Source organism: Mesorhizobium sp. M0500 (assembly GCF_040321165.1).
Classification (GTDB): domain Bacteria; phylum Pseudomonadota; class Alphaproteobacteria; order Rhizobiales; family Rhizobiaceae; genus Mesorhizobium.
In genome coordinates this window covers 12,391-24,680 of record NZ_JAMYRB010000007.1, presented here as the reverse complement: position 1 = coordinate 24,680, position 12,290 = coordinate 12,391, and the positions used below count along the sequence as shown (strand labels likewise).

The window sequence follows — 12,290 nt, the reverse complement described above, 5'->3', positions numbered from 1 at the left end:
GTCTCCCGTTTCGAGTTTGCGGGTGGGAGCGTGCCACGCAGGTGTTTTCGGGCTGTTCGGCTGTGCGTGAACAATTGGGAGGAGTCCGACGATCCGCCGTTAAATCGGTGTTAAATCAATCTACCGAGATGCTATTCTGTCGCTGCGGTCAAAGTCTGGAGACGATTTGTGCGCATCCGGTTGCTTGGTGGCCTGGAGGTTACTTCCCCGGAGCACCGGCCCGTCCGGTTCGCCACACGCAAGACTTCGCTTCTTTTTGCTGCTCTGGTTCTCGCAGGCCGCCGCGGCCATCGTCGCGAGCAGCTTTCCGAAGCCTTTTGGCCGGGGCGAAGCAATGGGCAAGCCCGCAATAGTCTGCGGCAAGCGCTTGTCGACATCAGGCGCTCGTTCCCGGCCAGCTTGGATGCCACCGTCTACATCGATGGGGATCAGGAGACCGTCGTGCTGATTGCCGGTCCGGATGAGGCGGACATCTCGGTGTTCGACCGGAAATTAGAGGAGGGCCGGACCACCGATCTCGCCTTCGCAGCCGATCTCTATCGCGGTGAGCTGCTTGCCGGGCAAACGATTCCTGACGAACTGGACGAGTGGTTTGGACCGTATCTGAGCAAGTATCAGCGCAAGGCGCTGCAGTTGGTCGATCGGCTGAGCCTGGCGCTGCCCGCACCCGGCTCAGCGGAAGAGACGGCCTGCGAAGGGCTCGCGGAGAGATTGCTCGCCTCGGATCCGACGGCGGAGGCAGCCCATCGGGCGCTTATCCGCATCCACGCTCATCGAGGTCACGAAAACGCGGCCTTGCGCCAGGTCGAGCTGTGTCGGGCAGCTTTAAAAAAACATCTGAATGCGGACCCAGAGGAGCAGACAAGCTCACTTGCGGCTTCCCTGCAGTCCCGTGAAAGAACTGAACGTCAGCGGCCTGAGCCAAGCTCTGCCGCCGCATCACTGGCGCAGGTTCTGGCGGCCCCGACGAGGCGCGACGACCAGCCGTCGATTGCGGTGCTGCCGTTTCAGAATCTAAGCGGTGATGTGGAGCAGGAATATTTCGCCGACGGCATGGTGGAAGACATTGTCACCGCCTTGGCTCACTTTCGTCACCTGTTCGTGGTCGCACGGAATTCGAGCTTCACCTACAGGGGACGGTCCATAGACATAAAGCAGGTCGGGCGTGAGCTGGGCGTGCGCTATGTGGTCGAGGGAAGTGTTCGCCGGGCGGGCGACCGCCTGCGCATCGCCGGGCAGCTCATCGACACCTCGACGGGGGCCTATCTCTGGGCCGACCGTTTTGATGGAACGCTCGCCGAAGTTTTCAGTCTGCAGGACCAGGTCGCCTCGAGCATCGTCGGCGCAATCACACCGAAAATGGAGGAGGCTGAGATCGAGCGTGCCAAACGCAAACCGACAGAAAGCCTCGATGCTTATGACTACTATCTCCGCGGGCTGGCGGCCTTTGACCGAACGATCACTAGTAGATCGGCGATTGACGACGCCTTGCGCCTCTTCATGAAGGCGATCGACCGTGACCCGGAGTTCGCGATAGCCCATGCGCGGGCGGCGCGGTGCTACGCTACCCGAAAAAGCAACGGCTGGATGGTCGACCGTGCAGAAGAGATTGCCGAAGCTACTCGACTGGCCAGGAGAGCGGTCGAACTCGGAAGGGACGATGCAATTGCGCTTTCCTACGGTGGATACGTCCTCGGCTACGTAGGCGGCGACCTTGATGATAGTGCGGCTTGCATCGATCGCGCGCTCGCTCTCAACCCGAACTTGGCCGCTGCTTTGGGCGTCAGCAGCTGGGTGAGGGCTTGCTTGGGCGAGCCAGGCAAGGCCATCGAGCACGCCGCGCTTGCCATGCGCCTAAGCCCATTGGATCCACGCCTGTTCGCTTGGCAGTTCAACACCGGGCTCGCTCATTTTTGTGCAGGCCACTACGATGACGCCGTCGCTTGGGCGGGAAAGTCGCTGCGGCACCAGCCGAACTACGTGAGCGCGATGCGTGTAGTGGCGGCGGGTCATGCCCTTGCGGGGCGCCTAACGGAAGCGCAGCAAATGATGGCCCGGCTTTGCGAGTTCGATCCCTCGCTGCGGCTTTCGAATCTCGCCGAGGTGCTGCCGCCGTTTTATCGACCGGACGATCGCAGCAGATATATCGAAGGCCTTCGCAAGGCGGGCCTGCCGGACTAACCCCATCTCAGCGCGAAGCGAGGCTGTCTTATGCAGGTTTCGGTGCTTCGCGCGTCCGCAGGACGCACAAGCGCTGCAGCATCAGACCTTGGCGACGATCCGCATGAAGGCCGGCATGTCGTCGCCGAAGCCGACGGTCGCGTCATTGTCTTCCTGTCGCTGGCGGGCAGGGCGCTCGCGCTGCGGCCTGGTGTCGCCGCGTTCGGGCGCGCGCCTTTCGTTGCGATCCGGCGAAGCCTTCCGTTCAGGTGAAGCCTGGCGTTCGCTGTTTTCCGACCGGATCGCCTCTTTGCGGGTACGCCGCTCGTCGATGTCGGCGACGGTGGCTTCGGCCACGACTGGCTGTTCCTCGCTAACCGCTTCCGGCGCCGCTTCCTCGCTGCGCTTGACGTGGCGTTCACGCGGTTTGCGCTCGCCCCTGTCCTTGGCGTCGGCGTCGTCCTTGCGGCCGGCACGGCGTGGCGCACCGCGGCCACGGCGCGGGGCCTCATCCTCGCCGCCTTCGCTGGCAACGACCGTCGACAAATCGCCGTCATGCCACTCGATCTTCGTGCCGATCAGCCGCTCGATGGCGTCGATGTATTTGGTGTCCGACTTGGTCGCGATGGTGAAGGATTTGCCCGAGCGCCCGGCGCGGCCGGTACGGCCGATGCGGTGGACGTAATCCTCCGCGTGGATCGGCACGTCGTAATTGAAGACATGGCTGACATCGGGAATGTCGAGGCCGCGCGCCGCGACATCCGAAGCAACGAGGTAGCGCAGCTTGCCGTCACGGAAATTGGCAAGCATCTGCATGCGCGCGCGCTGGTCCATGTCGCCATGCAGGGCGCCGGCGTCGAAATCATATTTCAGCAGCGAGCGGAACAGCTCCGATACCTCGATCTTGCGGTTGCAGAAGATGATGGCGTTCTTCAGCTCGGCATCCTCGGCTTTCATCAAATTGCGCAGCGTCTCGCGCTTGTCCCACGGCTTTGGCCCGGATTTCACCAGCCGCTGGATAATGTTGGTGGCGGCCGATGCTGCCTTCGACACTTCGACGCGCACCGGCGCGTGCAGGAATTTCTCGGTGAGCTTGGTGATTTCCGGCGGCATCGTCGCCGAGAAGAACAGCGTCTGCCTGGTGAACGGGATCATCTCGCAGATACGCTCGATGTCGGGGATGAAGCCCATGTCGAGCATGCGGTCGGCCTCGTCGATGACGAGGATCTCGACACCATTGAGCAGGAGCTTGCCGCGCTCGCGATGGTCGAGCAGGCGGCCGGGAGTCGCGATCAGCACATCGGCGCCGCGCTCGAGCTTCTTGTCCTGCTCGTCGAAGGACACGCCGCCGATCAGCAGTGCGATGTTGAGCTTGTGGTTCTTGCCGTATTTGACGAAGTTTTCCTCGACCTGCGCGGCGAGCTCGCGCGTCGGCTCGAGGATCAGCGTGCGCGGCATGCGGGCGCGGGCGCGGCCCTTTTCCAGCCGGGTGAGCATCGGCAGGACGAAGGACGCCGTCTTGCCGGTGCCGGTCTGGGCTATCCCCAGCACGTCCTTGCCGAGCAAGGCGTGAGGGATGGCGCCAGCCTGGATCGGCGTCGGCTCGGTGTAGCCGGCATCGGTAACTGCGGAAAGGACCTTCGGCGACAGGCCAAGGTCTGCAAAGGTCAACGCTTCTTGAGCGATCTGGGTGTCTGAGGACAAGTTTGGCTGTCTTTGGCTGGTTCGGGGGCGCAACATATGCAGTCGCGGCAAGCGCCGCGCGCCTGCAAGATTGGTATTGCAGGTAGGCGCAAGCCCACGATTTGTCAACACAAACGGGCGGCATTGGCGCGATTGTGAAGTCGTAACCTTAATCGCGATGCTTAATTTGCGCAGTGGCCGCTGCGCCGGCTCAATACCTGAACTGTTCGGCGAGAATGCGCTCGTTCCACGAATGGTTGGGATCGAACAGCAGCGTCGCCGTTGCCGTCGGCGATTCCCTCACCGTGACCGTCGTCACCGCCTTGACCTCGGTGTGGTCGGCGGCGGCATTCACCGGCCGCTTTTCCGGCTCCAGAATGTCGAAACGCACGATCGCCTTGTTGGAGAGCAGCGCGCCGCGCCAGCGGCGCGGACGAAACGGGCTGACCGGGGTCAGCGCCAGCAGCGGAGCGTCGAGCGGCAGGATCGGCCCGTGCGCCGACAGATTATATGCGGTCGAGCCGGCCGGCGTCGCAATCATCACGCCGTCGCAGTGCAATTCCTCCAGCCGCTCCTGCCCATCCACGGTGATGCGGATCTTGGCCGTCTGGTACGACTGGCGCCAAAGCGCGACCTCGTTGATCGCGAGCGCCGAAATCGTCTCGCCTTCGGCCGTCACCGCCTGCATCTCCAGCGGACGGATCGTTTCGGCAACGGCCGCCGCGATGCGCCCGGTCAAGCCGCTGGCGCGGTATTCGTTCATCAGGAAACCGATGGTGCCACGGTTCATGCCGTAGACCTTCTTTCCCGTGCTCATCGTCTCACGCAGGGTCTGCAGCAGAAAGCCGTCGCCGCCGAGCGCCACGACGATCCTGGCTTCTTCGACGGATGCCTGGCCGTAGCGTGCCGAAAGGCTTTCCAACGCCGCATTGGCGTCGGCGGTACCGGATGAGACGAAGGCGAAACGGCTGGCGGTTTTGCTCATGGCTCTCAACGACAACCGATTGGGACGACCGCCTGGCGACCGATTGGCGGCGACCGGTTGCTGGGCCGCGCCAGCGCCGGGTTAGCATGGGTGGGCATTTCTGCAAAGGGAGGGAGGTGCCTGCAGATGGCGACCAAACAAGCCGCACTCGCGCATCATGTCGGAGGACAAAATGATGTGATGGTTAAGACTCGCCTTAAACTCTCGTAAAGCCATATCGATCATGTTAGCCGGCAGCGGACGGGCGGCGTGGGGGCTAACCAGTCGAGGCCGATCTATTGCCGCTGGCACGCTTGATTATTGTCTTCCTGATGCTGGCAAGTTTTGCCCTGGCTTTCGCGGAACTGGTGCGCCAGTCGGAGGAAAAGAGCTTTAGACCCGAGCCCACGGCCTCACGCTGCGGCGACGCGGCGGGGACACCCTGTCCGCAAAGGGCGCTTTAACGCCACAGCGCCAGTGCTTATCGGGCTTGCAACAGATGGCAGCCGGCCTGGCGCTTTTGCGCGAGATACTCGTCGACAAGCTGGCGATAGCGGACTTTGCCGAAGCTCGGGAAATGGCCGCCGTGCACGACCGAGACATCGAGATCGCGCATGTGCAGCAGCGTTTCGACATAATCGTCGATATCGGAGTGATAGACGTCGTCGATCAGCGGGCCGTCATAGATGATGTCGCCGGAAAACAGGATGCCCGTCCTGTTTTCGTAGAGCGCAATGCCGCCGGGTGAATGGCCGGGCGTGTGGATGACCTCGAAGGCACGGTCGCCGAGATCGACGATGTCGCCTTGCTCGAGCAACCAGCCGGCTGGTGCGGGCAGGATCTGGTAGCGCTTCGTGTCCCAACCTTGCGGCATGCCGTCGAACATCTCGTCAGTGGCATAGCGGTCGGCAACCGTCCATTCGTTGCGTGGATCGGCGAGGATTTCGGCCTCGGCCGGGTGCACGCAGCGGTCGGGAAATTCGTGATGGCAGCCGATATGATCGAAATGCGTGTGGCTGGCCACGCAGGTGAGCTTGCGCTCCGTGACCAGCGGCACGTGGCGGCGCAGGCTGAAATGCCCGAGGCCGGTGTCGAACAGAAGATCGCGGTCGCGGCCGCGCACATGCCAGATGTTGCAGCGGAAGAACGGCTTGATCCACGGCTCGTGGATCAGCGTCACGCCATCGCCCATGCGGATAGTTTCGTACCAGTCAGGAGCGTCGATGATTGGAAGCGTGCTCATGTTTGGTCCGCAAGCAGGATGATGTCGCCAGCATCGCACGATACCGCGACAACGTCGCCCGGCTGGACGGCCGATGCTGCCGCGACCTTGGCGATGAAGTGCAGCGCCGGGTCGGTCGTGGAGGTCCCCAGCACACGCTTGAAGCTGCCCTGGAAGACGACGTCGCTGACCTTGACCATGCCAAGCGCCACGGCGCCGGCGGCAGCGCCGAGAACAAGATGCTCCGGGCGGATGGCCAGCGCAACGGTCGAGCCGGCCGGCAATGTGCCAGGCTGCGAGAGCGACCCAAGCTTCGTGGTGACGGTGATTTTGCCGCTCTTCGCCTCCGTCACCGTTCCCGATATCAGCGTGCTTTCGCCCATGAAAGTCGCGGAAAAGCGCGTCGCCGGCCGTGCATAGACGCGCTCGGGCGGCCCTTCGTCCTCGATGCGCCCGTCATTCATCACCACGCAATGATCGGCCAGCGCCATCGCCTCTTCCTGGTCGTGGGTGACGTGGATGAAGGCGGTGCCGACGCGTTTCTGGATCGCCTTCAATTCATCCTGCATCTGCCGGCGCAATTTCAGGTCGAGCGCGCCGAGCGGCTCGTCGAGCAGGAGCACCGCCGGCTCGACCACCAGGGCGCGCGCCAGCGCCACGCGCTGCCGCTGACCGCCGGAAAGCTGATGCGGCTTCTTGTCGAAGGCAGTGGCCAACCCAACCAGCGCCAGCGCCTCGCGTGCCCTTGCTGCCCGGGTTGCGCCATCGACACCCCGCATGCGCAGGCCGAAGCCGACATTGCTGCCGACGCTCATATGCGGGAACAGCGCATAATCCTGGAACACGGTCGTCGTCGGCCGCTTCGCCGGCGGCACGGCGGTGCAGTCCTCGCCGCGGATCAGCACCTTGCCTTCGCTCGGCGTGACGAAGCCGCCGAGGATGGACAAAAGCGTCGTCTTGCCGGAGCCGGACGGGCCGAGCAGGATCGTGTAGCTGCCAGGCTCGATCGTCAGCGAGACGTTCTTCAGCACGGTGTGCTGACCGAAGCGATGCGAGACGGAGCTTATATCGACCAGTGGCGCACTCATGCCGGCTTCCTCCGCAACAGCATCAGCTCGAACAATACCACCAGTACGATGGAGACGGCGAAGACCAGCGAGCCGACGGCGTTGGTCTTGGGATTGAGGCCGGAGCGGAGCAGGTTCCAGATCTCGACCGGCAGCGTCGTGTCGAAGCGCGTCAACAGGAACGAGATGACGAACTCGTCCCAGGAGAAGGTCATCGACAGGAAGAAGCCGGCGAAGATGGCCGGCGCCATGATGGGCACGGTGATCAGCAGCAGCACCTTCCATTCGGGCGCGCCGAGGTCGCGCGCGGCGCGCTCGATATTGATCTGGTGGTCGCCCATCTGGCTGTAGACGATGGCAAAGCAGAGCGGCAGGTTGATCACGACATGGCCGATGCCTGCGGCAAGTAGAGACTTCGGTACGCCGGTCCAGTTGAACAGCACCAGCAGCCCCATGCCGATGATGAGATAGCTGACGGTCAAGGGCAAGGTGATCAGCCCGCGCATCAGGCCCGAGCCCGGCAAGGCGAAGCGCGCAAAACCCCAGGCGGAGAGAAAGCCAAGCGTGACGGCGACAGCCGAGGAGACGACCGCCACCAGCAGCGAATTGACCAGAGCCGAAGTCAGCCGCGTGTCGGCGAGCACGGCCTCGTACCAGCGCAGCGACGGCCCGGTGAAGGGCGGGATCGGAAACGAGGTTGCCTGCAGCGAAAACAGCACCAGAACGACGACCGGCAAGAAGATGAAGCCGTAGATGGCGAGGGCGTAAAGGCCGGAGACAAGGCGGATGAGAGCGCGCATGGTCAGGCCCGCTCGATCTTCAGCCAGCGGGCGCAGGCGAGATAGGCAATGGTGACCACCGCCATCAGGATGATCGACAGCGCCGAGGCGAGCGGAAAGTCGCCGCGCCGGCCGATCTGCATCATGACAAGTTGCGGCATCAAAAGCTCATTGTTGCCGCCGAGGATCTGCGGCGTGATGTAGTCGCCGATGCATAGCACGAAGGTGAGGAAGGCGCCGACCATGATGCCAGGCAGCGTCAGCGGCAGAACGACATGCAGGAAAGTCCGCAGCGACCCGGCGCCGAGGTCGGCGGCGGCCTTGCGGTAGCTGGGGCTGAGCTGCTTCAGATTGGCGAAGATCGTCAGCGTCAACAGCATGACGAAGAAATGCACAAAGCCGGTGATTGTGGCCAGCCGAGTATTGGCGAGCTGCAGCGGTTCACTGAACAGGCCGGAGCCGGTCAACGCGCGGTTGACGACGCCGTTTTGCGCCAGCACCAGCAGCCACGAATAGGAGCGCACGACATAGGAGGTCCAGAAGGGCAGCACCGCCAGCATCAGCGCCAGCCGCTGCCAGCGCTCCGGCACCTGCTCGGCCAGGATCCAGGCAAAGGGATAGGCAAGCAGCACCGAGATCACGGTGACGATCGCTGTGACCTGCAGCGAGTTCACCATCGCCTGCCAGTAGGACGGATTGGCAAAGAACTGGCTGTAGTTGGACAGCGTGAAGCCGCCGCCTTCATGTGCCGTCAGGCTGGATACCGCCATGGCGACGAAGGGCAGCACAAAGAACAGCAACGTCCAGCCGAGCGCCGGCGCGACCAGCGCCCAGGGCAGGGCACGCCCGCTGTTGACGGCGTTCACGACCGGCAGCCGGTCATTGCGCCTGCAGCATTTCGGTCCAGACGTCCTGCATCTTCTTGTCGAGATCCGCGTTCGGCGCCGGATAGGACTGGGCGCGGGCGAGGAATTCCGGCTGCTCGTCGAAGCGCAGGATATTCTTCTGCTCGTCGCTCAACGCCGCCTTGCTGCTGGCCGGCATGCCCCAATAGCAGGACGAGGTGGCGAGCCGCGCCTGGCCTTCGGGGCTCATAATGTACTGGATGAATTTAAGCGCCAGCTCCTTGTTCTTGGAATCCTTGAACATTGCCAGCGACTGCGACCACAGCACGGCGCCTTCCTTCGGGATAGAGAAGTCGAGGGCAGGGTTTTCCTTGGCCAGCCCCGCCGTCACCCATTCGCCGCCGCCGACCAGAATGTCGACCTCGCCGGTCGCCAGCGCCGTCTGGCTGGCGGTCACTTCGCCGACCAGCTTGGCGTTGGCCTTCATTTTGAGCAGCTCTTCCTTGATGGCGGGAAGGTCGGCTTCGGTCAGCTCGGCAGTCTTCTTGCCGATCGCCAGTGCGGCCATGCCGATGACAGGCAGGTAATAATCGTAGATGGCGATCTTGCCCTTGTATTTGTCGCCGGTCAGCGCGGCCATCGACTGCATGTCGGCCGGGTCGACCTTGGTCTTGTTGTAGCCGATCGTGTTGTAGCCGAACTTTTCGGTGATGCCGTAACGCTTGCCGTCGACGACGGTGGAGCTATCCATCTTCACCTGCGGAAAAAGGTCGACCAGCGGCAGCTTGTCTTCCGGTAGCGGCTCGAACAGGCCTTTTTCGACGCCGCGCGGTACGTCGATGCTGTCGATCACCATCACGTCCCAGTCGCCGGGCTGTGATTGATCGACGATGGCCAGGCCGGCGCCGGTGCCTTCGAACTCCTTGACATTGACCTTGACGCCGTTCGCCTCCTCGAACGGCTGCAACAGCGCCGGATCGGCGTGATCGCACCAGATCAGCGCGTTCAGGTCCTGCGCCTGAGCGAGGCTGCCAGCCGCCAGCAGCAGTGCTGCCGCGGCGCACGCGCCTTGGAGATGGCTCTTCAGAACGGAAAGCGGGTTCCTGGTAATTGGATTGGGGGTCTTCAGCTTGATGGGCATCGAGTGTTCTCCCTTGCCTTTTTGGCTTGTGGCAAAAAATTGAACCAATTCTAAAATTGAGTCAATTCTGTTTTTGTGGCAAACAGCCGCTATGAGCGGATTGCGGGCAAGGCAGAAGGCGGATCGGCACCGCCGCATCATCGAGGCGGCAGCGGACCTATTCCGCGATGCCGGTTATGAAGGCGCCAAGATCGAGACCATCGCGGCGCAGGCCGAAGTCTCGGTCGGCACGATCTACAATTACTACCAGAACAAGGGCGACATCCTCGGCGCCATCGTCTCGCTGGAGGTCAACGAGGTGCTGAATGCCGGGCGCGGCGTCGTCGCCAACCCGCCGGCCAATGTCGGCGACGCGCTGGATACGCTGCTCGGCATCTATATCGAACATTCGCTGCATTATCTCAGCAAGGAGATGTGGCGGCAGGCGATGGCGATCTCGACGCAGCTGCCCGACAGCCCGTTCGGCCAGGCCTATACCGCGCTCGACCGGGCATTGACCGAGCAAATCCGCGCGCTGATCGTCCGCCTGCAGGCGCTCGGCCTGGTGCGCCGCGACATCGACGGGCCGGCGCTCGGCGAACTCATCTTCAACAACATGAACATGATGTTCATCGAATTCGTGAAGCGCGAGGAGGCGAGGATTGCCGAACTGCGCACGGCGATACGCAGGCAGAACAGGATATTGGTGGCGGCGATCGGAGTGTAAGAAGATCAAGGGCGAGTAGGGCCTGCAACACAAATCGCCGCAGCCGGAGCATCGCCTAACGGTTGATCAGCCATAGAATGGCCGAGAGCACGATGCTGACCAGTATCCCCGTGGTGATAGGGACATAAAGCCTGAAGTTCTCACGCTCGATCACGATATCGCCGGGCAGCCTGCCAAGGCCGGTCCGGGCCAACCAAGGCCACAGCAGGCCTATGGCGACTATGCTGAGACCAACGACGATCAGAGTTCGCGACATGGCAGCATCCTGCCGGAAATAGCATCGTGCCAGAAATATAGTGTTGACGGGTCTTGCAAGCAGCGCTTCCTTTCGATGTTGCCTCTTGAGTTGAGGTTGAAATCTGATACAACCTAAAAGGGTATCAAGGGAGGGATTGGATGCAGATTTCCATCTGGCATTGGGCTATAGTGCTGCTGCTGATCGGCGTGCCTGTTTTCTTTGCCGTTCGGTCAGCCGCAAAGCCATTACAGGATCCTTCGGCTCTCGTAGGTTTCGGAGGCTGGCTTATGCTGCTGGCGATCCTTCAGGCTTTCTCCCCGCTACGCACGCTCGTCTCATTGGGCTCATCGAGTGAAGGCTACCGACAGCTCATGACGCTCCCGAATGGCACTTTGGCGGTCTACGGCGAGGTTGCCCTCTTGCTGGCGTTTCTGGTGCTCCAGGTGATTGTGTTCGTTGCAATGCTCCGGCGGAGTTCCCGCTTCAAGCAGCTATTCCTGTATCAGTGGTTTGCAATACCAATCGTGTTTATTCTGGACGCGGTATGGATCTCAGCGGTTATGAGCGCTCCTGTGAGCTTGGTGCTTGCAGGGGATGCGCTGGTAATGCCCGCAGTTTCTTTTGTCCTGACCGGCATCTGGGTCGCCTACGTCTACAAGTCGGTCAGGGTGAGAAACACGTTCGACCGGGTCGCCATATCCGGTCATGTCGCGAGTGCTTCATAGAGCTTGCCGCGAGTCCTATGTATGGCTGCCGACAAAAATGCCGGGCGCCCAATATGGACCCGGATCATCCGGCTACTAGGCCTGCTCTAGCGAGGATTTCAGGAGCCGGCGTGACATGCCCGTGCGGCTTGCAGTAGTCCGGGTCGATCGCGCGATAGCCGAGCAGATGGCCGAGTGGCGCCAGGATCCCCAGCGCCACTCGCTGAATCGAAGGTGGCGGGTGCGTGAAGACGATCACGTCGGCAAATTCCCTGGCGATGACTGCTGCCTGAAGCGGCGAAGGTCTACCTTTTCTGTCTACCTTGCCGGCATTGGCCAGGCCGAAGAGCATGCCGATCAGCAGCTCGAAACGGTTCGGGTCGACATTGTCCGCACCTGGCGCCCGGTCGACTTCGACCAGGACATGCGCTTCTTCGGTTTTGCTGCTGTTCCACCAATCATGTGCGACGCCTGCTTCGACCGTGGCGGATTGGCCAGGCCCCAGGGACAAAGTCTTCCCGGCGATGCAAGCGTCGAGACGGCCACGGAGGACGGTAAACCGTTCCGTCAGATTCGGGTGGAAGTGCTCGCCCACCGCTGCGGCTCCCGGCCGGGCGGTCAGATGAGCGATGCCAGGTCCCTGGCCGCGGTCTTCGGTGCCACGCAGGATGACCGCATATTCGCCGGTCACCTTGTTCTCGTAGACATCTCCACAGCGTGACATGGATCGGCTCCGGAGTTTCAGAGCACCAATGCCCGGCAACTCTATCGTCAAAGGCTT

General features: G+C 62.3%; 12 protein-coding genes. 3 read left to right on the top strand and 9 right to left on the bottom strand.

Annotated features, from left to right (window positions below):
- Window positions 1-168 precede the first annotated feature (168 nt).
- Window positions 169-2,181, top strand: a complete 2,013-nt coding sequence (locus NKI70_RS15065) for a BTAD domain-containing putative transcriptional regulator (RefSeq protein WP_352570917.1) — start codon at window positions 169-171, stop codon at window positions 2,179-2,181.
- A gap of 81 nt (window positions 2,182-2,262) precedes the next feature.
- Here the strand turns inward: NKI70_RS15065 and NKI70_RS15060 are convergent, their stop codons facing one another.
- The 7 genes from NKI70_RS15060 to NKI70_RS15030 form a co-directional block, all read right to left on the bottom strand.
- Entirely contained in the window at window positions 2,263-3,864 is a 1,602-nt protein-coding gene (locus tag NKI70_RS15060) for a DEAD/DEAH box helicase (RefSeq protein WP_352570918.1), read from the bottom strand.
- Between the two features lie 190 nt (window positions 3,865-4,054).
- Window positions 4,055-4,828: an NAD kinase gene (locus NKI70_RS15055; RefSeq protein WP_352699910.1), complete on the bottom strand. Its 774-nt coding sequence runs from the start codon at window positions 4,826-4,828 to the stop codon at window positions 4,055-4,057.
- A gap of 460 nt (window positions 4,829-5,288) precedes the next feature.
- The gene (locus tag NKI70_RS15050; RefSeq protein WP_352724707.1) at window positions 5,289-6,050 is read right to left on the bottom strand and encodes an MBL fold metallo-hydrolase; all 762 of its coding nucleotides are present in this window, start codon (window positions 6,048-6,050) and stop codon (window positions 5,289-5,291) included.
- Window positions 6,047-7,117 carry an ABC transporter ATP-binding protein gene (locus tag NKI70_RS15045; protein ID WP_023679913.1) on the bottom strand — a complete coding sequence of 357 codons (1,071 nt, stop codon included), beginning with the start codon at window positions 7,115-7,117 and terminating at the stop codon, window positions 6,047-6,049. Before NKI70_RS15045 ends, NKI70_RS15050 begins: the two co-directional genes overlap by 4 nt.
- Window positions 7,114-7,896, bottom strand: coding sequence for an ABC transporter permease (locus NKI70_RS15040; protein ID WP_352724705.1), 783 nt, complete (start codon window positions 7,894-7,896; stop codon window positions 7,114-7,116). Before NKI70_RS15040 ends, NKI70_RS15045 begins: the two co-directional genes overlap by 4 nt.
- Before the next feature lie 2 nt (window positions 7,897-7,898).
- A complete protein-coding gene (locus NKI70_RS15035; protein ID WP_352724704.1) occupies window positions 7,899-8,741 on the bottom strand; it encodes an ABC transporter permease in 843 nt (280 codons plus the stop codon).
- Window positions 8,742-8,754: 13 nt separating this feature from the next.
- On the bottom strand, window positions 8,755-9,861 hold the full coding sequence (locus NKI70_RS15030; RefSeq protein WP_352724703.1) for a polyamine ABC transporter substrate-binding protein: 1,107 nt from the start codon (window positions 9,859-9,861) through the stop codon (window positions 8,755-8,757).
- Window positions 9,862-9,952: 91 nt separating this feature from the next.
- On the opposite strand from NKI70_RS15030, the gene NKI70_RS15025 reads away from it, so the two are divergent.
- Window positions 9,953-10,567, top strand: coding sequence for a TetR/AcrR family transcriptional regulator (locus NKI70_RS15025; RefSeq protein ID WP_352570924.1), 615 nt, complete (start codon window positions 9,953-9,955; stop codon window positions 10,565-10,567).
- A 55-nt stretch (window positions 10,568-10,622) separates the two neighbouring features.
- On the opposite strand, the gene NKI70_RS15020 is transcribed toward NKI70_RS15025, so the two are convergent.
- Entirely contained in the window at window positions 10,623-10,823 is a 201-nt protein-coding gene (locus NKI70_RS15020) for a DUF2905 domain-containing protein (RefSeq protein WP_023679908.1), read from the bottom strand.
- 140 nt (window positions 10,824-10,963) lie between these two features.
- On the opposite strand from NKI70_RS15020, the gene NKI70_RS15015 reads away from it, so the two are divergent.
- Entirely contained in the window at window positions 10,964-11,530 is a 567-nt protein-coding gene (locus tag NKI70_RS15015; RefSeq protein WP_352570925.1) for a DUF2569 family protein, read from the top strand.
- A gap of 64 nt (window positions 11,531-11,594) precedes the next feature.
- Here NKI70_RS15015 and NKI70_RS15010 read toward each other — a convergent pair whose 3' ends face one another.
- Complete coding sequence (locus NKI70_RS15010; RefSeq protein WP_352724702.1) at window positions 11,595-12,233, bottom strand: cupin domain-containing protein; 639 nt, start codon at window positions 12,231-12,233, stop codon at window positions 11,595-11,597.
- Window positions 12,234-12,290: the final 57 nt, after the last annotated feature.

What these genes read in the sequence shown, in the direction of transcription:
- NKI70_RS15055 (WP_352699910.1), bottom strand. Translation starts at nt 4,828, where the DNA reads ATGAGCAAAACCGCCAGCCGTTTCGCCTTCGTCTCATCCGGTACCGCC.
- NKI70_RS15050 (WP_352724707.1), bottom strand. Translation starts at nt 6,050, where the DNA reads ATGAGCACGCTTCCAATCATCGACGCTCCTGACTGGTACGAAACTATC.
- NKI70_RS15045 (WP_023679913.1), bottom strand. Translation starts at nt 7,117, where the DNA reads ATGAGTGCGCCACTGGTCGATATAAGCTCCGTCTCGCATCGCTTCGGT.
- NKI70_RS15040 (WP_352724705.1), bottom strand. Translation starts at nt 7,896, where the DNA reads ATGCGCGCTCTCATCCGCCTTGTCTCCGGCCTTTACGCCCTCGCCATC.
- NKI70_RS15030 (WP_352724703.1), bottom strand. Translation starts at nt 9,861, where the DNA reads ATGCCCATCAAGCTGAAGACCCCCAATCCAATTACCAGGAACCCGCTT.
- NKI70_RS15025 (WP_352570924.1), top strand. Translation starts at nt 9,953, where the DNA reads ATGAGCGGATTGCGGGCAAGGCAGAAGGCGGATCGGCACCGCCGCATC.
- NKI70_RS15020 (WP_023679908.1), bottom strand. Translation starts at nt 10,823, where the DNA reads ATGTCGCGAACTCTGATCGTCGTTGGTCTCAGCATAGTCGCCATAGGC.
- NKI70_RS15015 (WP_352570925.1), top strand. Translation starts at nt 10,964, where the DNA reads ATGCAGATTTCCATCTGGCATTGGGCTATAGTGCTGCTGCTGATCGGC.
- NKI70_RS15010 (WP_352724702.1), bottom strand. Translation starts at nt 12,233, where the DNA reads ATGTCACGCTGTGGAGATGTCTACGAGAACAAGGTGACCGGCGAATAT.